The organism is Legionella qingyii (assembly GCF_003184185.1).
In genome coordinates this window covers 251190-273449 of record NZ_QHJG01000001.1, presented here as the reverse complement: position 1 = coordinate 273449, position 22260 = coordinate 251190, and the positions used below count along the sequence as shown (strand labels likewise).

Genomic DNA, 22260 nt, shown 5'->3' with positions numbered 1-22260 from the left:
CTAAAATTGAGGCACTACAAATTAGAACGATGCTGAAATTTTTTATGCCACTTGATTTTTAGAGCTTGGTACACAGGAATAAGTTCTAAAGGGGGAGCCTCAAGAAATTCAAAGAAATGATCATTAGCGTCAATAATGCGCACTTTTCGTACTCGATTGAGTAATAAATATAATTGCTCTTGGGGGATGCAAATATCATGCATTTTTAAATGCAAACTCAACGTATCTTATTATCTGTAGTAGTTCAAACCATCATACCTTTGGCGAATACCTAGGCACAAATTCGCAATTCGCGAATTGCGAACTGCGAATCAATGATAACTTTTAGAGTTATTAACTAAGTGCAGGGATTATCTGTGTCCCATACGTCCCAAGGTTGCAAAACAAGGTGGGGACGTGGCTAACCTGTTATGGCATGGATGCCCTACTTGTCCCCTTGGTCCCAGGCATTTTTAATATGTCTACAAATGCAGCCTTCAATTGCTGAATTTAATTCCATTTGAACAAATTGCCAATTTAGTCCATTACTACTGCAAAAAAAGCGGTTCATCGCAACAAGAATTAGCCCGGTTAGCGGACACTTACTTGACTCTACCCCTACAGCATTTTGACGGCTATTTATAGTGTAAAAGAACTTCAGGACCGATTGTCTAATCTCAATTGAGATTATATTTCCCTTTCGTTATTCCATTAGATTTGCTAAGTCGCCACATTCTGGCGACTTCATTAATAGCACCACCCTTTATTTGTACTGGCTCAGCTAGAGGAGCCAATCACGAAGCAAACTCAGATTTGCCTGAAAATTCTGATTTACGATACCTTGGATGAGCTTTTACATGCCAAATTGGCAGCATCAAAAGAAATGGAATCAAGCAGCAAATAAACAAAGTAAGGAAGAAATTATCCCAGCCGTAATTTTTGATAATTGCACCCAAGGGAGCCCCAGCCATAACAGCACCTAAACAATACGCAAAAAACCCGGCAAAGCCAGTTGCAGTCGCGGCTGCTTTTTTATGAGCCAACTCCGCACACGCCATACCAATCATCATTTGGGGTCCAAAGATAAAAAAACCAAAGAAAAAAAGAAACAAAGAATCGAGGAATGGTGTATATCCCCTAGTCAACGTAAATAGCAATAAAGTGACAAATACACCAGCAGTAAAGAGTACATTGATTGGGTTGCGTTTACCATGAAATATTTTATCAGAAAGCCAGCCGGCAGCCAGACTTCCAAAAAAACCACCAACCTCAAACCATATGACACAACTCCCTGCTGTGATTAAGGAATACTCCTTCACTTCTGTTAAGTACAGCATGCTCCAATCATTAATGGCCGTTCGCACAATATAAATAAACAAATAAGAAATGGACAGTATCCAAATATATGGGTTGCTTAACACATAATTCCAAAGAATTTCTTTGACTGAGAGTTCTGTTTTTTCTTGGTGATGATTGGATAAACCAGAAAAATCCCCTCGATATTGCTCTATCGCAGGTAAACCAAGCGATTGCGGAGTATCTCTTAAACGATTAATTAAAAAAATTCCTCCTAAAATGCAGATGATCCCAGGCACAAACATCGCTGAACGCCAGCCGTAATACTGCGCGCACATAGCAACAATCAATGGAATTAATGCACCACCAACATTATGAGATGTATTCCAAATACTCCACCAGCGCCCACGTTCGGATTGAGAATACCAATGTGTTAATAATTTAGTACATCCTGGCCACCCCCATCCTTGAAACCAACCATTCAATCCCCAAAAAATAGCGAATAACCACCAGGTGGAAGACAATCCAAACAAAATATTGGCAACACCCGTCAAAATTAGCCCAATCGCCATTAAATAACGAGGATTTGACTTATCGCCAAGAATCCCACTCAAAAATTTGCTGATGCCATAACTTAAACTCAAAATGCTCGCAATCATTCCCAGTTCAGTTTTGGACATTCCCAAGGAGCTTTGTAATGCCGGCATGGCGAAGGTAAAACTTTTTCGCGTAAAATAAAACAAAACATACCCTATATACATGGCATAAAAGGTGCGAATACGCCAATAACGATATTGTTGTTTAACAACGGTTTTATCCTGAATTTCATTAAGAAAAGGAGCTGGTTTTAGAAAATTCAAAAATGCCATGATTGTCCATATCATGTAAAAAAATACGATTAGAATGTAACTCGCAAAGTATGTCAAATCTTTCTAATCAAAATAATTTCGATATCCTACCTTTGATAATTAATTTTTTAAAAATTTAAATGGAATTCTTGTGAAATTATAAATAAGCTACATGCTTTGCATTAAGAAGGGATTTATCGTAATGGAAAAAGTAGTTAGTTTATTAGAACAAGAGCAAATCGATTTTACTAATTATAAACGTCCTGAAGTTATAATGGTTTTAAGAAGAAAATTTCGTACTCAAAAAGATTGGATTATTGCTTCGTTTAACCAATATCAATTTACTGAAAAAGAATCACAAAAGGTCCAACAAGCCATTCTCAATGGGGATCTTCGAATAACAGATCTTCTAGAACGTCCGTTTTCCCACCATTTTTGGAGTTTCCTTACATTTAAGTGGGGAGAGATACTTTCGGGTGGAAAAAGATTATCTAAGCAAGAGGTCTTACAAATTGCCACCTGTTCTTGCAATAACCAAGAATTTACGAGAACCCCAACTCAAAATAGAAATAGGCTCTTAAAGGGAGTGCCATTAGTCATTGGCAAAGTCGTTACCTCCATGGCCCTTTGTATGGTATTTTGCCTGGGATTATTAAGTACTTTAGGAGCTCCCTTTGGCATTAGCCTCGGCTTAGCGATAATACTTTCCTTATGTAATGGAATAGTTTGCTTATTAAGTCGTGGGCAAGCCATGCTTGATAGCGCTGGCTTTCAGCCTCAAAAACAAAAAACGTTTAAGACCCTTGAGGAAAATATAAAAGAAAAAACGGTTTTCGATAGAGGTCAGAAATTATTTTTTGGTATCGTGACCTTGTTGGCATGTATTTCTGCCGGCATTTCTGGATATGCCGGTCTCGTAGGACTTCTCAATTTTTTGGGGGCAGGTATGCTCGCCGCCAACCCTCTGGTTTTGGCAGTTACGATTGGGTTAGCCCTGATTGCAGCGATTTCTTTTTATTCGTTTCAAGCTGTAGGCATACGTGAAAATTATGCAAAATTTAAAAATCTTTTTATTGAGGATTATAAAAAACCCTATGGTCTTTTGCGATGTGTCTTATTAGGATTCGTAAGTACAATCTTTTTAGCTGTTTATGCGACGCTCACTTGGTTTACTACTGTATCAGGGGTTAATAAGCTATTTAATGCTTTAGGTGCTACTCCGGATACTCATTTAGCACATGTTATCGCTATGATATGTACTTCGACAACCATGGTTGTTAATACTTTTTCACAAGTATATAAAGTCTTTAACCCGAAAACGTATGTCGATCTCAAAGAAAAATTTGAATCAATATATCAACCACTGGAAGAAGGCCAAACAAAAGCACAAAAAATAAAGTATGGGGCCATCAATATACTCAAATTATGTGCTTTGGTAGGTGACTCTCTTGCTTATTCTGTTGCCGGAGGAATACGAAGCGGAATTCATGTTGGTGAAACTATGGGAGAAGCAATAGGGGCAAAACTTGCATTAACCATTACCATGGCAATATTGTCTCCAGTCATTTTAGTATTCGTATCGATAGCTTTTACTTGGCCTAGCGTTTTTAATAGCAAAAAATCGACTCAACATCCTACACAGATGGAGCCACTGATAGACAAAATGAGTCAAAGCCATACTTCTGATGCAGTTCAAAATAATACTCTATTACCAGCATCAGAAAATTATCCCAAACCTAATAACTCTAAAATTAGGCAAGCTGGGTTAAGATTTTTTGAAACGGGGTTGGGTGAAGAGAACAATTCTGACTCTACTTTAGAGAGAAGAACAGTTTTGACATCCTCGCTATAAATGAGGAGGTTTTTGAATCAACGCGGTACGTATCGATTGATTAATTCTGGAAATGAGTAAAATCAATCGATACTTATTAAACAACCAACTTGCAGCCTCTCTTTACAATTTCTTCCGGGTTATTCTTAGATGTTTGCCCACGACATAAATATATTCAGTTAACTTGCTTACGTAATTCATTGCACCAGAGAGTCCGGCCGGATAGTACAGAATTATCATTTGGATTTGGACTGTATTAAACTAGGTTATTAGAAAATGGGCTTATTACTTGAATTAAAGACCAATGCAATAGATGATAACACCACAGGCTAACATTCCAAGTAACAACATAGAGGCGTAAAAAGCAAAGCGAGCAGGCGTGAAACACCAGACTAAAGTTATTTTTGATATATAACTAGCAAAAATAGCGATGTATACCATGAAGCGTGCATCATCTATATGGATTTGATTTGCTAAATAAAGCAAAGCTGTTGCCAATGAAACACCGTGAATTTCAACAAGCCCACCCAAAAATGAAATCAATAAAATGCCTTTAGCAAAAATAATTCGCTTCGCCATGGCAATAATTAGCAATAATAGTCCGATAATAATAGAAGTACGGACTATGGATAATAAATTGAGAGGAGTAGCTAATAATATTCTCTCTCTTACTCGTTTTTTTTGAAAATGAAGCAAAATAACTGCAAGCAGCCCTCCGCTACAAATCATTGCTACTATAGGCCAAATAATAAAAATAAATAAATCTGGGGACGCAACCAAAATGATAATGAGTACATCTACTAACATTGCAATCGTGGCTAACAGTCCCGAAGCTAGAATAGCATTCCAGGATCCGGGATATCGTTTTAATGTATTATTCAATTGAGCAAAAACAGCAGTACTTGAAACTAATCCCCCCAAAAATCCTGTCAGTGGAATTCCTAGGCGCTCACCAAATAAATGGATTGCGATATAACCTCCTAATTGAATTGCTGCAACTGTTGCAATTAATAAGCCAAACTCTTTGGGGTTGAATAGATGCCAAGGATCAAATGTGCGATCAGGAAGAAGTGGTAAAATCCCTAAAGTAAAAATAACCAAGATAATAACTGTTTCAATTTCATGAGGTTTGAATTTTTCTCGTGCCAAAATATGCAGCCGTTGCCGTTCAATGAGCACAAGAAAAATAATCGCACTCAATGTAATTGCCAGAAAAGGAGATGTTGGGACCATATAACCCAAACAAAAAATGAAACATGCTGTAATTTGAGTTAAAATTTCAATACTATTGCTTTTTTTCTGATTAATAATCGATTGATAATAATTTAGCAACAAAATACCTATAACAAAAAAACTTACTGCTATAGTAAGAGTCGTCTGTTGCAATACAGCAACCAAAGTGCCCAGCATCGATAATAATGTAAAATTTCTAACTCCAATAAATTGCCTTCCTTCAGGGTGGCCACGTTCTCGTTCAATGCCAATTAGTAAACCAATCAATAATGAGATGGTAAAAAAAAGTAATTCTTCTAACATAATGAGCAATTCCTTGAACAATAAGTTCTTAAATATCAATTCATCTGATATTTAAGATAATATTAGTTCGATTAACTTAAAAAAACACGTCACATCAATGTATTGTTAGCATTGTTGTAATGAAGTTTTTTCAAGCTAGCATCAACCGCAGCGAACTCGGTTAGCGGATTGATGCTGGTTCCGTTTTTTGCACTTATGATCATTCACTGTGTTTTTTTTTGAATTTTAGAGCCTCTAAGCTCAGAATCAATTCTTGATGCAAGGCAATTGCCTCTGACCACTGATTGTTTAATATCATTTTCTCTTGTTCTATAGACAACTGATACAACTTAATAGCACCGGCATTCCCACACATACCTTTTAACCGATGACAGGTTTCTTTGGAGGAAAGATAATCTCTTGCTTCTAATACAACCAATAAATCATTTAAAAGTATTTTTGCTTGCACAAAAAAAACATCAATAAATCCTTCGATTGCCGCGTTATCACCTCCAAATATAAGTTGCAGACGTTCAATATCAAATCCATTATCATAATTACTAGCTGATGTATTCATAGAAATTTTTGATGGCTTATTGGCCAACCACCGAAGCATAATTCGCTCTAACTCTGGAAGACTTATAGGCTTTGCAAGATAATCATCCATGCCTGCTTTTAAGCATACTTCTCTATCTCCTTTTAGTGCATGAGCGGTCATTGCAATTATTGGTACACGATTTAATCCTTTAGATTGTTCTATATTTCGAATTCTACCCGTTGCTGTATACCCGTCCATTTCTGGCATTTGACAGTCCATAAAAATTAAATCGTACGTTTTCGTATTAAACGCCGCTAAAGCTTCTAAACCATTATTGGCCAGATCAATCCGTTTATAACCGAGGCGCTCAAATACATGTATCGCAACTTTTTGATTTATTGAATGATCCTCAACTAACAAGATCGAGGCGTTTTTCTCGATAACGGTTGGCTTATCCATCTTAACTACGGATTCAAGTTTTTCGGTCTTCGATGTATTCTTCAATACAGATATGATCACCTCATATAATTTGGATTGTCGGACTGGTTTAGATATACATGCACTAATATTCAGCTCATCTAAACGCTCTCTCGCAATTGGCAATCCTAAAGAAGTCGCTAACAGCATAGGTGTTTCTGCAAATTCCTTTATTTCTAAAATTTTTGAAGCCAACTCCAAGCCATCCATGCCAGGCATATTATAGTCCAGCAATATCATTTGATAAGGATTCACTTTATTTTTAACAGAGGTGAGTTTGTTAAGAGCCTCAAAACCATCATTTACAACATCACAACTTATTCCCCATGCTTCCAATTGCGCTTTAAATATATTGCGATTGATTTCATTATCATCCACAACCAACATATGCATTCCTTTGAGTCGAGGGAGAAAATATTCCATAACTTTGGGTGAATTTGAAACGACTTCCTTAACTTTTATAGTAAACCAAAAGCAACTCCCTTTTCCGGGCCTACTCTCTACTCCAATCTCCCCCCCTAGAAATTCAGACAAACGTTTGGATATAACCAAACCTAAACCAGTACCTCCATATTTACGTGAAACAGAGGGATCACCTTGAGAAAATGATTTAAAAAGACGCCCCATCACCTCAGGAGCAATCCCAAGTCCCGTGTCTTTTACTTCAAATAGTAACGTTATATAGTCTTTAGATTTCTTATCTTTATTTTTTTTACGTGTTACGTTTACCTCAATTTGTCCTTGCTGGGTAAATTTGATGGCATTACTTAATAAATTGATTAATATCTGAGTTAAACGAGAGGAATCTGTATTAACCCAAGAGGGAACATCTTTATCAATTAAAGCTCCTACTGCTAAATTTTTCGCATGAGCCTTGTATGCCACAATCTCTAAAGTATCTTCAATCACTTGCCTGATATCAAAGTCTACGTAATCGAGCTCAAAATAACCTGATTCAATTTTAGAAAAATCAAGAATATCATTAATGAGATTTAACAAAGTCTCCCCGGATATTCGAATGGATTTTACATACTCTATTTGCTCTTCAGATAAAGGGGTATCTTCAAGCAAGCTAGTCATCCCTATTACACCATTTAGAGGGGTTCGAATTTCATGACTCATGGTCGCCAAAAAGGCACTTTTTGCTTGATTGGCCTGTTCTGCTAATTCCTTTGCCAAACGTAGTTCTTTATTAGTTTCTTGAATTTCTTGCGCTCTTTGATAAATCTCTTGCTCCATTTTTCCAGCACGAGATTTCAATATGTCATTAAGCTCTTTCTGTTTCGTTCCAAGTTCTTTAAGATGAATAAAGTCTGTAACATCTTCAACTCGATGAATGATGTACTTTATTTGCTGATTCTCATCAAAGACTGGTGTATTTATAGGGCTCCAATAACGCACCTCGAAGCTATTCGCATCTAGATTATCACAGGGAATATCATATTTTTGCACAGCCATCGCATCAGACACTTTATTTTTTAGAACATTTTCTAATGAATTGTGCAGATTTCGGGATCCAGTCGCATTCAGATCGTTCGGATTATCAGGGAAAACCTCAAAGAGATTTCTTCCAATCACATCTTTTCTATTAACCATAGTAGCTTTGATGTAAGCATCACTGGCATCTATAATTTCAAACTTTGGACTCAATATGAGATATAAATCTGGAACTGATCTCAGAATTTGAAGTAGATCATGTTTGTTGATATTCGCTTTTTTTGTTGTCATGGCACAATCCGTTCAAATAGATTAACCTCATTTTTTAGCCAATTTTTTAGTCTTTTTTGCTTTCACTTCTGTTGTTTTACGTTTGGAAGATCTATGGCCCAACAATGTTTCCAAGCTTTTTATTTCTTCAATCAATTCTTTTTGGCGATCATAAATATCGAGTATCTGATTTTTAAATTTAATATGATTTTCTTTTTCTAAGGCATCCAATAAATGCAGTATATTTTGAAGCCGCCCCCATTCATCCAGAATTTTTTTGCTCATATCATTTAGTCGGTCAAGTGTAATTGGCAAATGTTCTGATAGACCGTCATGGGCTTTTTGTTCATTAAGTCGATTCGTATAATTGATGATTCGTTGTCCTACATGTAATCGGCTTCGTAATTCGATAAAATTAAATGGCTTCGTTAAAAAATCATCTGCCCCGGAATCCAAAGCATTCACCACATTAGAAGCCCCAGAAATACTCGTCAACAGAATCATATAAGGTGGTTTGGGTAAATGTTTTGCGCGGCGACATAGTTCCAAACCGTCGATCTTGGGCATCATCCAATCTACAGTTGCAATTTGAGGTCCATCATCATGTTTTAGAATTTCCCAAGCCTCATTGCCATCACTTGCCTCAACTACTGGATAATCCCATTGTGAAATTGTAGCTCTAAGCAACATTCGTGTTGATAAGTCATCATCCGCAATTAAAATGGTTGGCTTTGATCCTTGCATAGTAATGGCTCTCATAGCAGATCCTTATCCAGTGAAAACCCCATTTTTATCTATCTTGTTTCGATACCAACTCAAGAACTCACTTTCCGATAAAGGCTTAGAAACAAGATATCCCTGTATACTTTCGCACCCCATGGCTAATAATTTATCAGCCGCCTCTTTTGTTTCAACACCTTCAGCAATCAGGGTTAGATTCATATTTTTTCCCAAACCGATAATTGAACCAACAATATGCATATTGGACTTATTATACGCCACATCACCAATAAATGACCTATCAATTTTAAGCTCTGTGAAAGGCAATCGTTGCAACTCAACTAAAGATGAATAACCGGTTCCAAAATCATCGATTGAAAGAGAAAATCCTTTTAAGCGAATGCGAGTCAATACTTCCAATACGATATCAGGCCAATGCATCGCTGCCGCTTCGGTAATTTCAAAGCAGATGTCTTCTGGACAGACCTTATATTCTTTCATTAATTTACCAAGTTCGTCTGGCAAAATTATATTAGTTAATATATTCGCTGATAAATTGATAGCAAATTTTAACTGAATGCCTTTTCTCTTCCATGCTGCATATTGTCGAAAAACTTCTTGAATCACCCAGTAGGTCATGGGAATGATCAATCCGGTTTTTTCTGCGATCGGGATAAATAAATCCGGTTGCACAAGGCCATGATTAGGCCTTTGCCATCGAATTAAGGCTTCGACGCCGACTAATTTATAAGTGCTTAATTCAATTTTGGGTTGATAATTCATAAAGAATTGTTTTTTCTCTAAAGCCAAAGCAATTGTCTCTTCATTAATGATTTGGCTCTTTTTATCAATGAGGTGCAAGATTTCTCGGAATGCTTCTTCCGAAAAAGAATTTAACTGCAAGGTGTAAATATATAACTCTTTTAATTCACCAATTCTTTTTATGGATAAAAGAACTTTATCTTCACAGTCACCAAGAACAATGATAGGTATTCCACACTTCACATTGGATAAAATATATAGAACATCAATGATACATGGCTCTTGTAACGCTGTATCAAGAATAATTAACTTAATAGGTTCCGTTTCAATGGTATTCGAAATTTCTCTGGCGTTTTTAACCCACAAATCCTTGTAGTCGCAAGATTGACATATCGGTGCGACTAAAGAAGCTAATCTATTATTTTTTGTGCATATCAACGCCGTATTTTTCACACAAATATCCAATGTTAATCAATTTGTGAAATATTCATCCATTTATGATTCTGAGTATAGACCAATTGAAAGATCACACCAACATTTGGTTAAGGAGGAAACATGTGTACGAATCGAACAGAACACATATGAGTATTTAATTAACATCTGCCTTTATATTTACAGGACTTATGAAAAACTCCAAGGTCGAGGCAAAAAATTTTTTTAATGAGGGAGTTTAGATAAACTAAATGACCGAATTAGAAACATTTTTTAACGAAGAGATTGGGTTTTTTAGTAAGTCCTGATTTATATGGATAATGCGATTACTTCCAATTAGATTATATTGCTTGATAGGCATTATTACTGGTTTATGCCATACTGAATATGAGCTGTCCTTGCAAAAAATTAGGACATTGCAAAAAAGTATTGAAAGGAGTCAGAAAATGAAATGGCCACATTGGTGTGTAGTTGTTGTATTTTGTTTCTCATCCATGGCTTTCGCAGTTAATAATCAGGAACTTTCTCCTAAGCTTATCTTAAACCAAATAAAAATGATCAAAGAGGGAGAGTTGCTTGGCGATGATTTATATTTTGATATAAGCGTATTACGTATCAAACAGCCAACACAATATATTCGAATCCCAGAATTTCCTCTTCATTTGCCATCATCAAAAATCAATACTCTTCAGCCAACTCTTTTATGGTCTGAACCCATCAGGAGTGGAGAAAAAGTTATTTTGATTGTATCTCTGATGGATCAAGACTCAAAACCGTTCAATCCAGATGATGTTATTGGCTTGATTCGTGTTGAACTAAAAAATGAAAAAGGGAATTTACATTTGCAATGGAGTAGGCCTAATCAAAAATCAGCACCAATGAATTGGCCTATAAATACAACTCAAAAATTTTTACTATCCAATGCCAATGGTCAATACGAACTGTATTTATCGATTTTGCCGCAAAAATAATTTCAGATGCATACTATGCATACTAAGAGTTTCTCTGTCTTAAGTCTGAAATTACTTTTGTGGGATTAAAAGCGAATAGAGTCTGAGGAGAAAGATGAAGCAATGGCATGCTTTAACCATCGAAGAAACAAAAAGTGTTCTTGCAAAGCAACATAAAAATTTTGATGTCAATGAAATCAAGGATGTAGAATCTTCAAACTGGTATGTCATACTGCTACGTCAGTTCACTAATATTTTAATTCTGGTTCTCCTATTAGCAACGCTTCTCTCTTTCTTTTTAGGTGATATTGTTGATGCGATGGCTATTCTTGCTATCGTCCTCTTTAATGGTTTATTAGGATTTATCCAAGAATGGAAGGCTCAAACTGCCATTAAAAATTTAAAAAACATGCTTACCACAAAATGTCGTGTTATCCGTAATGGGCTAGAGCAAGTTATTGACGTGAAAACACTGATTCCAGGTGATTATGTGCTATTGAATGCCGGTAATATTGTTCCTGCTGATATCCGACTCACAACAGTAGTAGACCTCATGATGAATGAAGCGACTTTAACTGGTGAATCTGAGCCCATAACCAAAACAACAGAACGTTTACCCGAAGAAACTTTGGTTACAGATAGAAAAAATATGGCCTTCATGGGAACTCATATTATAAGTGGACAGGGACAAGGCCTTGTTGTTGCTATTGGTATGAATACAGAATTTGGCCGCATAGCTGAGCTTACAGAAAGCATTATCGAAGAAAAGACTGCCCTTCAGAAGCAACTTTCTGTCATTGGCAAACAACTGGGTTTTTTAGCGCTTACCATTTCTGCTGTCGTTATTTTAATTGGAGTATTGGCCGGTCTGGATTTAATTCGGATGTTAATGACAGGAATATCTCTTGCTGTGTCTGCCATTCCAGAGGGACTTCCTGCTGTAGTTACTATCGCCCTTGCATTGGGTGCCAGAGCCATGGCTAAAAAAAAGGCTTTGCTTCGCCATCTTCAAGCAGCAGAAACCTTAGGTGCTGTATCTATCATTTGCACAGATAAGACAGGAACACTCACTAAAAATGAGATGAACGTTCAAAATATTTGGTTATTTGGAAAAATAATAGAGATCACCGGGGTTGGTTATAATCCACATGGAACATTTGTAGTCGATGACCAAGCGATAAACCCTCAATCCATCCCCGGATTAATCCTATTGTTGGATACGGGACGCAAATGCAATCATGCACGAGTCATTCAAGAAGGAGAGGAATGGAAAATCATTGGTTCCCCAGATGAAGCAGCCTTGATTGTGGCAGCCGCTAAATCAGGATTAAGTGAAGTCCCTCAAAGCCACATTATCAATGAATTTACATTCGACTCTATCAGAAAACGAATGACGGTCATTGAAGAAACAGAAGATTGTCAGATTATTCATATCAAAGGAGCACCAGAAGTTATTTTGCCTTTATGTGACTATTATGTACATGAAGATAAGGAGTACGAACTAAACACTGAATCACGAAATAAAATAGAAGCGGCTTATATTGATTTTGCTCAGAATGGGCTTCGCACCTTAGCCTTAGCAAGGAAAACCACTCAAAAACAACTTCATTTATCAGTGAATGAAGCGGAGAGTCATTTAGTGTTTCTTGGAATTATTGGTTTAGTGGATCCTCCAAGAGAAGAAGTACCTAAAGCATTAGAAATCGCGAAAAACGCAGGCATAAAAGTCATTATGATAACTGGTGATTCGCCTGTGACGGCAAAAGCAATTGCCAATCAAATTGGCTTGAGCATAGATCACGTGATAACAAGCAGTGAATTAAACATAATGAGTGATAAAACATTAAAGAATTTATTACAGCAAAATGCTTTATTTGCAAGAACAATGCCTGAGGATAAGTTTCGTATTGTGAGACTCTTACAGAATCAAGGCCAACTAGTCGCCATGACTGGAGATGGCGTCAATGATGCACCAGCACTGAAACAAGCTGATATTGGGATTGCTATGGGCATAAGAGGAACGGATGTTGCGCGAAGTGTCGCTGATATCGTTTTATTAGATGATAATTTTGCCTCTATCATTGATGCTGTAAAAGAAGGTAGGCGTCAATATGCAAACATTCGAAAATTCGTGCTTTATCTTGCTTCCTCAAATTTAGGTGAAGTATTAGCTATCCTTATTAATCTTATGCTAAGCGGTGGATTGATTGTAATTCCAGTGCAAATTCTTTGGATAAACTTGGTTACGGATAGTGCAACAGCACTCTCTTTGAGTGTAGAACGCGCCGAAAAGGGTGTGATGAATAGGCCACCACGGCAAGCTGATCAACCAATTTTTGATCGAATGTCACTTACCCTACTCATTCTGTTTGGTTCTTATATCGGTATCATAACGTTCTTGCTATATCAGTTCTATTTACCTCAGTCCTATGCGTTAGCCAATACTATTGCTTTTACAACCCTGGTCGTTATGTCGAATGTCCATACACTAAATTTTAGAAGCTTCTATAAACCAATTACCGAAATAGGATGGCTCTCAAATAAATGGATTTTAATTGCTATTTTCAGCATGCTAGGGTTACAAATCATGGCCATTTATACCCATGGATTGCAGCGCGTGTTACATACAGTACCTTTATCCATAATACACTGGGGGGTCATTTTATTCTGTGCACTTCCCATTTTTCTGATACCCGAGCTTTATAAGATGATTAAAAATAAATAAAGATGTAATTGTTATTCTTTACTTTTGGGGTTTCTAACTTGTCTTGAAATGAGGTAAGTAAATCTCACAGGACTTACGAAAAGCCCGAAACAATCAATACTATAAGCATATGTGTTTCCCACATATTTATAATTCCTCCCCTATTGGTAAAACATACAAAGGTTCTTCATCAACAAATCCTAAAGCTTTTCTCACTTGAATATTATCGAATGCACCTATTGATACAGTTGCTAGATTTAAAGACACCGTTTGCAGGTAAATATTTTGTGCGGCATGCCCTGCTTCCATGAATACAAAACGCTTGCCCATTTTACCGTATTTTTTTACCGTTCGAGAAAAAACCGCCGTTATCACAATATTAGCAGCACTTGATTTTACTGCCTCCTGTCCGAATGCAGCTTTTGTTAATTGTAACGAAACATCCCCTTCTTTTAGTTTTGTTAATGTGTGTTTTTGGGGCTTATAATGATAAACACCAGAAGTTAAATTTTTAACATTCCTTGCAATTAAATAAATCTCCAATGGATAGAGAGCCCCTGCTGAAGGAGCTGTTCGAAAGCCCATATCAGAAGTTATTCCTTGCGCGGCCCAGAGTAATTGAGAAATTTGCCGAAGTGTTAGCGCTTGATTTTTATACTGCCTTACTGAGCGACGCTTTTTAAGTGCCTCCTCAATTGAAACTGGACTAGAGTAGACTGGTTGAGGCAACTCTAAGCCAATTGTGTTTTTAGTTTGTGGGAGCATTTTAGGTTTTGCTAATTTTTTTGGAATTAAAATTAAGCCTAAAAAAATGAGTACTGCGATGATGAAAAGCAATCCTTTTTTTCTCCTAAAAAAATCCATTTACTTTCCTCTCACTTAATATCGCAACCAGTTAATTATTAAAGTATAGCACCCGTTTTTACTGTTTCTATACACTAGAATGTTCAGAAACATTCTAAAAATGAGCAAAGGAAAATGCTCCTGTGCTCAAGCCGATAAAGAAATTTAATCGATGTGAAATGCACTTAGCACTATAGAATTAAAGGAATAGAATGATTCAAATTATTCGAAATTATGCGAAAAAAATTTATGCGGATAAATTTAGATTTATTTTGATAATCCTCATCATATTGCTCATTATTCCTCTGCTGTTTATGCCTAAATCTGAAAAGGAAGCGGGATAAGTATCCATTCAAATCCCATCGAAAACCTTCATTGGCTTTATGTTGGATTTATTGCAAATCCATTTATATTCTAGAGCGCTTAGGGTCGAGCAAAGGGCCTAGAGACTGATTGTTGCTGAGTAAGGTTGTTGCGGTAATTAAAGTGATACCTGACATAAAAATCAGGTAATAAGCCGGTAGGGTAAGGCCTATTTTTTCTGTCAGTAAAGCCACAACCAACGGCGTACTGCCGCCGAATAAAGCATTCCCCAAGTTATAAGAAAAGGCTATGCCACTGTAACGAACATTCTCAGGGCAGTTTTCTACAATAGTTGTTAGAGTATTTCCTTGTTCCAAAGAACTTAGGATAGTGGCTGTACCTAAAGATAATAGCGCTAATAATATGGATTTGAACTGCAGTAAATAAAAACAGGGTAAAACCAAAAATATGATAGCTATTGAAGTACTTATCAGCATTTTTCTTCGGGTAAAATAATCACCGCACATGCCAGACAAAGGCACAGTAAACAGCATTACAATTAACATTGAGCTCTCAATGGTTAACGCGTCCGCGAAGGAAAATCCAATGTAGTGTTCTAAATAAGTGGGCATATATCCAAAAAACACATAATAAAATGTTGAGCCCATACAAGTAAGACCTAAAATTTTCAGCAATTGGTAGGGCGCGAATTTAATAGCTGCAATAAATGGAATGGACTCAATTCGATGATTTTTTTGCAACTGAGAGTACACGGGTGTTTCAGATAATTTAAAACGATAGTAAATGATTAATGAGCCAGGTAACCCTATAAGAAGAAAGGGTACCCTCCATGCCCAATTTGTAATAGCTTCGTCAGTAAAAAACAAATGAAGCAGCATCAATGTGACTGTAGCTAATAAAAAACCTAAATTCGCACCTATTGCTGCAAAACTGGTAATAAAACCACGTTTGCCATGCGGTGCTGATTCAGCAAGATAGATCATTATTCCACTGTATTCGCCACCAATAGATACACCTTGTATCAAACGAAGTAAGATAAATAGGATTGGGGCAGTTAATCCTATCGCTTCATAAGACGGAATCACACCAACTAAGAAAGTTGACATGGTGATAATTAAGATAGAAATTCTTAATGTTTTTGCACGACCGCGAGTATCTCCGAAATAGCCAAAAAAAATACCGCCTAATGGTCGACAAAGAAAACCAGCTGCAAATACGATTAAAGCCTCAATGGTTGCATTGCCAGCCAGTCCTTGCGGAAAAAATTTAGCACCGATTATCGGCGCCATGAAAATAAAAAGTCCAAAATCAAACCATTCTATGGTATTGCCCAGACTCGAAATGATAATTTTCTTTTTTATCAATTGATGCTCGCTTTAGGGGATTAGTACTAAATTCATTATGTAGTAAAAAAAATGTCTGCTTACCCAATAGAGCTGCTCGCTGCAATAACTAAATAATTCGTCATAAATTCATATCATTAATAATAAGAAAGTCTACTATGAAACCTTTTCCTCAGACAACGGATAATAATTCTTGAGAACAGCATACATATCAGTGAATGGCATTAAGACTGGGATATTAGAAAAATTACAGGGAGGAACCTATCAATTTACTTACCTGGATGGTTATCACAACGTACCGGTTTCTCTCACAACACCTTTGTTTGAGCATTTTTCACACAACAATTATACTGATTATTATCATCCCAAGTTCATTAAAGAGTTAAAGAGAAGCTGATCTGGAGGAAGAAGTTGAGGCATCCAAATATTTTAAAACCAAGCTAATTGGATTCAAACTTGACTCTAGCGCTGAAGAAAAAATAAAGGCTGCTCATCATTTAATAGACCTTCTTGAACATAAACCGGATACAGAACCATTAAACAACAAAGAATTTAGCGCACTCACCACATCTCGATTAGGTAATAAAACCCGCGAGTATATTGATTTAATTGAAAATTTCTATAAACCTGAACTTGGCGTATATCGCGCTACAAACGGCTAAAGACTTTACCGGGTAGTCATTATAACCAAGGAGTTAACCGCTAGTCGCACTAATTCCCCCAATGAAAATTGTTTTTGGCATAGGTAACTCGTTTACTTGCAAAGGGGATTTATTAGCTCCCATTAATTTATTTATATCCCCCCATAAAAATAAGTCGCACTTTAATTCTCTCTTAATGTTCATTTTATATACTATATGTATGGTTTGTCTGGTTTATGTATTAATTTTGATTGAATTTAGATATTCAGATTGCAAATTTATACTTAAGAGGTTTTTAAGATGAGAGCGAAAGCCTGGAATTTTTTTAAATTCGTTACCCATGCATCTGTCCGAAATAGTATTCAAATCAGGGGGGCCGCTTATGAGCCTCACAATGTTTCAGCTTTACAGAGTTTTAAGCAAAAACATAGTATTAACTTGTTTGATGCAACCGATAATATTATATACAGAGGGCTATCAGTGGAACATTGCCTTGGTTGTTTGGACCGCCCAGGATTAGGGATAAGTGCAATGCGACCTGGCTTAGCCCGTTTTTTAAAAGCTAAAGGGCTTACCTGTGCTGAAGATTTAAGTCCATCAGAGAAGAAGGAGCTCATGGACTTGCATGTTAATGGTTACTCTCTAACAAAGGGAAACACAAAAATAGCCCATTCATTTACCTATTGTCCTAGTGTTGCCATGGGTTTTGGGCTTGATGCAGCAAAAAAATCAAATTTTCCAGGCATTACATTAATCGGCGCGGTATACAAGGTCTGCGACCTACAAGCCTGGGATGTAGAATATGATCCAACTAACATGGAGGGAGAAGATTGTGGTACTTCTATGTTTTCATACCAATGCGAAACAATCGTGCCTCATCTTATTTCCCCTATTAACCAATGCGTTGTTATCAACCAGAAGACACCGGGTATTGTTCACCTTGATGATTTAACTCAAGCAAAACGATTTGATGTTATTGGGCCATCGACATTTGAACGCACCATTAGCTCAGCGGAGAAGATGAAAATTTATCAGCAATTAGAAATTGATAAGGTAATTGCTTTTGATGATTTTGCTACCTACTTCAGCCAAAGTACTGATCCCATAGAAATAAAACACTTGAAAGCAGCTGAATTGTATGAGAATTATAAAAGCATTTTGAAAAAACAAGCTGCTTTAGTGGATTTACCGTTTTATGAAAGAGATCTATGGGTGAATGTGGCAAGTGAAGTGGCCCATCAAAATTATACGTGTATTTCTGCTCATAAAGATGGTTTTACTATTGAAGTGCCAGCAAAAAGTGGTGGTGTACTCATAATAAATCTCTCGGATATAGAAGCAATAATCTGTCTTGCTCCATTATTTGAAAAAGATCCCTCCCTAACATTAGATCAGGTAAAAAATGGTATTGTTCCTTGTGCTTTGAATTATCTAACTGAATGTGCCATTAGGAAAAATAAAGATTTAATTTGCCAAAATAGCTTAAAACAATGCGTTATGGAAGAAGAAAATCCAACAATGACGATGGTGATTTAATTACTGCAATTTTTGCTTAAAGCCTTGACTCGTTCAAGGCTTTTATTTTTTAAATTTAATAAAAATATTTCCACTGTGTTAAAATAACAACCCAACTTTATACACAACAAGGATAGAGTTTATGCGCACTAAATTTAATACTGTTTTATCGTTAAGAACAAAAATGGGGATAAACCTTAGGATGATAAAAGGCATTCCTCAAACCATACAAAAATTTTTTCCCTTTTCACCGCTCCAACATCCTCTAGCTCCAGTGATGCAAAGCTCCTTAACAAAGACTCAACTCAGTGCCATGAACATTGAAGAAGATGAATTAAATTTAATTCAGCAACTACAGGACTCAAACAAATTTTTTATCCTTGAAGATCACAATCAACTCCTAAAACGATTTTTTTCAGCAAAGCAGAAGGAAAACTCACCTCTTGGTAATTTGTATAAAGAAATGGACTATCTTGGATTTTTGTCTCGATTAGTAACCAAAAAATTTAAGGCCGCTTATTCTGATGGCCGACTCATTATGCCACGTGAACATAATGAGGAATTCGCTAAAGCATATCAGCAAAAAAAAGATAAATATAAATCCTCTAGAATATTCTTAGAAGCAATTGGCACTACTGAGGATGATTTAATCTATAAAGAGTATTTATCATTGGAAGAAGCGGCAGTAAGTCCTTTAATTGTACCACAAGCTTATTTTTTACCTCTCTCAGATGGAAGGCGAGCAGAGTTCTCTCCCATTCTTCATGGCATGAATTTACAAAGAGGAAGTCTATTTGATGAATGGAATAACGCCCATCCCTACCCTGTATCAATAAGTTATCTTGCAGCACCAGAGTTCCGGAATTGTCTCAGTTTACAATATGATGTATTAGCTTGCGTCCGATTCGAAAGTTCGGATGGTGAGGCAATCCATTTTGCGGAGCGCCAAGCAATGGCAGTTCAACAACCCGGATTTAATTCTATTCTTTCTTCTGTTTATGGTGAAGACCATGCATTATCAGGTTTAAATACTTCTCACTCTAATATAATAACCTTTCATAGCCCTGTCTTTGGTAAAGGTATTTTTTATATTGATGCTTATAAAAACCGTTTAAAGCATAATCTTCGTCAATTATTTCTTCTTGCTGATCTCAGTTTAGGCGAAGAAGGAACACTTACGGTTAAAGGAATGAGTTTGGGTGCATTTGCAATTCAAGAATTATTATATCCAATGGAACGCACTTTTTATGCAGCCCTGGAAGAAACACTGACTGAACTTGATTTACCTAAAATTAAAAAAATTAATCTTATGAATTTTCCTTCCGCACTTGATGAGTTTAGTAATCCTGAGGATCGCGAGTATGCTTTATTGATCGGCCATGTAAGTAAAACTAAAACGCTCAATGTGCATGAAAGGACTATTGAGATTAACACCTGTGTTGGGGCTCCATTAGCCGTACAACCCGAAAAACATTTTGCAACACATATTTGTGGGGATTCTTTATCATTTCCTGGAAATGAAGCGCATGCGGGTATTCCTCCAAAAGTCAGTAGTGATGATTCCGTCATGCATTATGCAGGAGGATGTTTCTCGATGACTAAAGACATTGGATCATCTTCTTTAGAGAGTGTTCTGAAGAAAATCCATGTGGTTAGTGGAAATAGAGCAACATTATTTAATCAAAATAAATCCCCAAAAGACAGTGGGGTTCCAGAGCTTCATAGCTCATTAATGCTTTAATTTGAATAATAATTTTTTTATCACTTAATGGACTTTACCCTATAAAATAAGCAAAATTGATTTAGGGTATTCAGGGATGATAGGGCAAGGATTATGCCAAAAAATTATAAATTTCATGATGATGATAACTCTGAGGAATCGTGTTACGAAAGTGAAGGGGAAACACAATATTATCCAGAAAAAAGCATTGGCTCAGGAACATACGCCAAAGCACGAAAATTTAAATCTGCTGAGGGTCATAGCTCACTTGTGGTTCTAAAGCCTAAAAATAAGGATGATATTGATTTTATTGAAGTTTATAATAAATATAAATTTTTCAAGACTCTTTATCCGAAACAAAATATTGAATTAATAGAACGAGAGGATACTTATCGCCTGGTTCTTCCCTATATTGTTGGCGTACCCTATGAGGCGCTGCGTTTAACGAACAAAAGGCAACAAATAAAACTTTTTATTTCTGCAATTGAAGCATTAAAAGATTGTCATAATAAGGGATATATTGTTCTGGATCTAAAAGCGGATAATATCCATTATGACATCAACTCGGGTAAAAGTTATTTACTTGATGGAGGTATTTCTGTAAAGAAAGATAGGCTACTCAACCCAGATATCTTTGTTGTAAACACTAACGAAGAGCTCATAGCAAAAAGAAAAAAATATACACAAATTGCACCAGAATGCTGGTCACAAACGCCGATATCTGCCCAAAAAAGTATGGATGTTTACGCTTTGGGTTCTATGATGCGATCTGTATTAAAGCCTTCAGCGGATATCAACCGTCTTATTCAATTATGTTTAGCCCCAAAGCCAGAACATAGACCCACTTTGCGTACACTGGAAAAACATCTTCGACAACTATTATTGCATCGAGGAAATCAACCCCCAAACGCTCCTCCTAAAAAATACTCAGGTAGTGAACAAATCAATTATGCCTATGCTTTGAAAATACTCACAGAACAAAGTATTGTACCCACAAAAAAACAATATAAAAGACTCAGAAAAAATAATAAAATCCCCAAGGCTATCGTTGATTTTAATCATGCATGTGTCCAGATCTACGAGAGCCACAATACAATTAAAAAAATTTATTTTAGTATTTATAAAAGAGAAACTCTAAACTTAATGCTACGAGGTGCTATCGAATTTAAGAAAGAATATCCTCTCGTTGAAAAAAGGGCTATGGTCTTTATTAATACTCAATTGTTTAAAGAATTTGCACAGATTCGAGCCGCTAATATTTTCACCACACTAGACAGCTCTAAAACAGAATTACCTACCAGACTGACTTTGAGTAAACCGAGAAACAGCATTTTTCAAGCTCCTAAAAAAAGACCTGAACATGATGAAGCAAAAAATACGGGGGTGTTGAACATGTAGGTGTAGACCAGACGCCCTAAAAGATGGAAATTCTTCCGCCACCTCTCGCTACAATGTCTTGATAAGAGTTTTAAAATAATGTAAAACGGCCCACCGTGTAGAAATAATGAGGAAAAAAAGTGTTCAATAAAATTTCTATAGGGTATCTGACCGGTTCACAAAAAGCGATTAAGAATCATCTACTCTCAGATACTCTCGTTCCACAAAGTCCTTATACATGGGGACAAATGTTTTTCAAGCCTTATGAGTCGCCTGCAGAGTATATGTATTGTGCTCGTCATACCTTTATATCTGCAGCTTTCCTCGGAATGATTATATTTGATCCTATGCTAATTGTAACTATACCGACGATCGTATTAGGAGTGGTTGCAATATTAGTGGGTGTAGAAAACATTGGCAAGATAACTGGCTCTGATTCCCTATCCTCCTGGGCTTTTGATGCAACAAACTATATGGTTCAAGACTTTTGTCAAGTAATAATAGATCTTATCTTATTACCAATATCTGCTGTGGTAATGTTAACACGGGGAGCATCTACCGCATTAAAAGATAGAGGCATTTATGATTATGATGCCCCGACATCCCAACCTCTAGTGAATACAATGTAAAACGTAGACAGTAGTGTTAGGGGTCTTCGGGCTTTTTAATCTTTAGCTCTTATCCCCTACAACGCCCTAGCAGGTAGGTTGGGTCATTCTGACCCAACAAATTGAATTC

16 protein-coding genes are annotated in these 22260 nt (G+C 36.5%); 8 read left to right on the top strand and 8 right to left on the bottom strand.

The window, feature by feature from the left end:
• Window positions 1-14 precede the first annotated feature (14 nt).
• Complete coding sequence (locus tag DGG96_RS00965; protein ID WP_110141146.1) at window positions 15-203, bottom strand: hypothetical protein; 189 nt, start codon at window positions 201-203, stop codon at window positions 15-17.
• A 570-nt stretch (window positions 204-773) separates the two neighbouring features.
• A complete protein-coding gene (gene pgtP / locus DGG96_RS00955; RefSeq protein ID WP_110141145.1) occupies window positions 774-2144 on the bottom strand; it encodes an MFS transporter in 1371 nt (456 codons plus the stop codon).
• Between the two features lie 181 nt (window positions 2145-2325).
• On the opposite strand from pgtP, the gene DGG96_RS00950 reads away from it, so the two are divergent.
• Window positions 2326-3975 carry a hypothetical protein gene (locus DGG96_RS00950; RefSeq protein WP_110141144.1) on the top strand — a complete coding sequence of 550 codons (1650 nt, stop codon included), beginning with the start codon at window positions 2326-2328 and terminating at the stop codon, window positions 3973-3975.
• 273 nt (window positions 3976-4248) lie between these two features.
• Here the strand turns inward: DGG96_RS00950 and DGG96_RS00945 are convergent, their stop codons facing one another.
• From DGG96_RS00945 to DGG96_RS00930, 4 genes are all read right to left on the bottom strand, one after another.
• Window positions 4249-5490, bottom strand: coding sequence for an MgtC/SapB family protein (locus tag DGG96_RS00945; protein WP_110141143.1), 1242 nt, complete (start codon window positions 5488-5490; stop codon window positions 4249-4251).
• Between the two features lie 199 nt (window positions 5491-5689).
• Entirely contained in the window at window positions 5690-8212 is a 2523-nt protein-coding gene (locus tag DGG96_RS00940; protein ID WP_110141142.1) for a response regulator, read from the bottom strand.
• Between the two features lie 27 nt (window positions 8213-8239).
• A complete protein-coding gene (locus DGG96_RS00935) occupies window positions 8240-8950 on the bottom strand; it encodes a response regulator (protein ID WP_110141141.1) in 711 nt (236 codons plus the stop codon).
• 9 nt (window positions 8951-8959) lie between these two features.
• Complete coding sequence (locus DGG96_RS00930; RefSeq protein WP_110141140.1) at window positions 8960-10126, bottom strand: putative bifunctional diguanylate cyclase/phosphodiesterase; 1167 nt, start codon at window positions 10124-10126, stop codon at window positions 8960-8962.
• 425 nt (window positions 10127-10551) lie between these two features.
• Between DGG96_RS00930 and DGG96_RS00925 the strand changes: the two genes are divergently transcribed.
• Complete coding sequence (locus DGG96_RS00925; protein WP_110141139.1) at window positions 10552-11076, top strand: hypothetical protein; 525 nt, start codon at window positions 10552-10554, stop codon at window positions 11074-11076.
• A gap of 94 nt (window positions 11077-11170) precedes the next feature.
• The gene (locus DGG96_RS00920) at window positions 11171-13780 is read left to right on the top strand and encodes a cation-translocating P-type ATPase (RefSeq protein WP_110141138.1); all 2610 of its coding nucleotides are present in this window, start codon (window positions 11171-11173) and stop codon (window positions 13778-13780) included.
• Between the two features lie 126 nt (window positions 13781-13906).
• Here the strand turns inward: DGG96_RS00920 and DGG96_RS00915 are convergent, their stop codons facing one another.
• Together DGG96_RS00915 and DGG96_RS00910 are read right to left on the bottom strand one after the other, a co-directional pair.
• The gene (locus tag DGG96_RS00915; RefSeq protein ID WP_110141137.1) at window positions 13907-14623 is read right to left on the bottom strand and encodes a SagB/ThcOx family dehydrogenase; all 717 of its coding nucleotides are present in this window, start codon (window positions 14621-14623) and stop codon (window positions 13907-13909) included.
• A gap of 386 nt (window positions 14624-15009) precedes the next feature.
• Complete coding sequence (locus DGG96_RS00910; protein WP_110141136.1) at window positions 15010-16290, bottom strand: MFS transporter; 1281 nt, start codon at window positions 16288-16290, stop codon at window positions 15010-15012.
• 172 nt (window positions 16291-16462) lie between these two features.
• Between DGG96_RS00910 and DGG96_RS00905 the strand changes: the two genes are divergently transcribed.
• From DGG96_RS00905 to DGG96_RS00885, 5 genes are all read left to right on the top strand, one after another.
• Window positions 16463-16666 carry a hypothetical protein gene (locus tag DGG96_RS00905; RefSeq protein ID WP_110141135.1) on the top strand — a complete coding sequence of 68 codons (204 nt, stop codon included), beginning with the start codon at window positions 16463-16465 and terminating at the stop codon, window positions 16664-16666.
• 544 nt (window positions 16667-17210) lie between these two features.
• A complete protein-coding gene (locus DGG96_RS00900) occupies window positions 17211-18446 on the top strand; it encodes a hypothetical protein (protein WP_110141134.1) in 1236 nt (411 codons plus the stop codon).
• Between the two features lie 121 nt (window positions 18447-18567).
• Complete coding sequence (locus DGG96_RS00895) at window positions 18568-20166, top strand: hypothetical protein (protein ID WP_110141133.1); 1599 nt, start codon at window positions 18568-18570, stop codon at window positions 20164-20166.
• A gap of 93 nt (window positions 20167-20259) precedes the next feature.
• Complete coding sequence (locus DGG96_RS00890) at window positions 20260-21543, top strand: protein kinase domain-containing protein (RefSeq protein ID WP_110141132.1); 1284 nt, start codon at window positions 20260-20262, stop codon at window positions 21541-21543.
• 119 nt (window positions 21544-21662) lie between these two features.
• Window positions 21663-22151, top strand: coding sequence for a hypothetical protein (locus tag DGG96_RS00885; RefSeq protein WP_110141131.1), 489 nt, complete (start codon window positions 21663-21665; stop codon window positions 22149-22151).
• Window positions 22152-22260 lie beyond the last annotated feature (109 nt).

Excerpts from the sequence above, each read along its gene's own strand:
- DGG96_RS00945 (WP_110141143.1), bottom strand. The coding sequence starts at position 5,490 with ATGTTAGAAGAATTACTTTTTTTTACCATCTCATTATTGATTGGTTTA.
- pgtP (WP_110141145.1), bottom strand. The coding sequence starts at position 2,144 with ATGGCATTTTTGAATTTTCTAAAACCAGCTCCTTTTCTTAATGAAATT.
- DGG96_RS00900 (WP_110141134.1), top strand. The coding sequence starts at position 17,211 with ATGAGAGCGAAAGCCTGGAATTTTTTTAAATTCGTTACCCATGCATCT.
- DGG96_RS00925 (WP_110141139.1), top strand. The coding sequence starts at position 10,552 with ATGAAATGGCCACATTGGTGTGTAGTTGTTGTATTTTGTTTCTCATCC.
- DGG96_RS00940 (WP_110141142.1), bottom strand. The coding sequence starts at position 8,212 with ATGACAACAAAAAAAGCGAATATCAACAAACATGATCTACTTCAAATT.
- DGG96_RS00920 (WP_110141138.1), top strand. The coding sequence starts at position 11,171 with ATGAAGCAATGGCATGCTTTAACCATCGAAGAAACAAAAAGTGTTCTT.
- DGG96_RS00950 (WP_110141144.1), top strand. The coding sequence starts at position 2,326 with ATGGAAAAAGTAGTTAGTTTATTAGAACAAGAGCAAATCGATTTTACT.
- DGG96_RS00935 (WP_110141141.1), bottom strand. The coding sequence starts at position 8,950 with ATGAGAGCCATTACTATGCAAGGATCAAAGCCAACCATTTTAATTGCG.
- DGG96_RS00890 (WP_110141132.1), top strand. The coding sequence starts at position 20,260 with ATGCCAAAAAATTATAAATTTCATGATGATGATAACTCTGAGGAATCG.
- DGG96_RS00965 (WP_110141146.1), bottom strand. The coding sequence starts at position 203 with ATGCATGATATTTGCATCCCCCAAGAGCAATTATATTTATTACTCAAT.
- DGG96_RS00895 (WP_110141133.1), top strand. The coding sequence starts at position 18,568 with ATGCGCACTAAATTTAATACTGTTTTATCGTTAAGAACAAAAATGGGG.
- DGG96_RS00915 (WP_110141137.1), bottom strand. The coding sequence starts at position 14,623 with ATGGATTTTTTTAGGAGAAAAAAAGGATTGCTTTTCATCATCGCAGTA.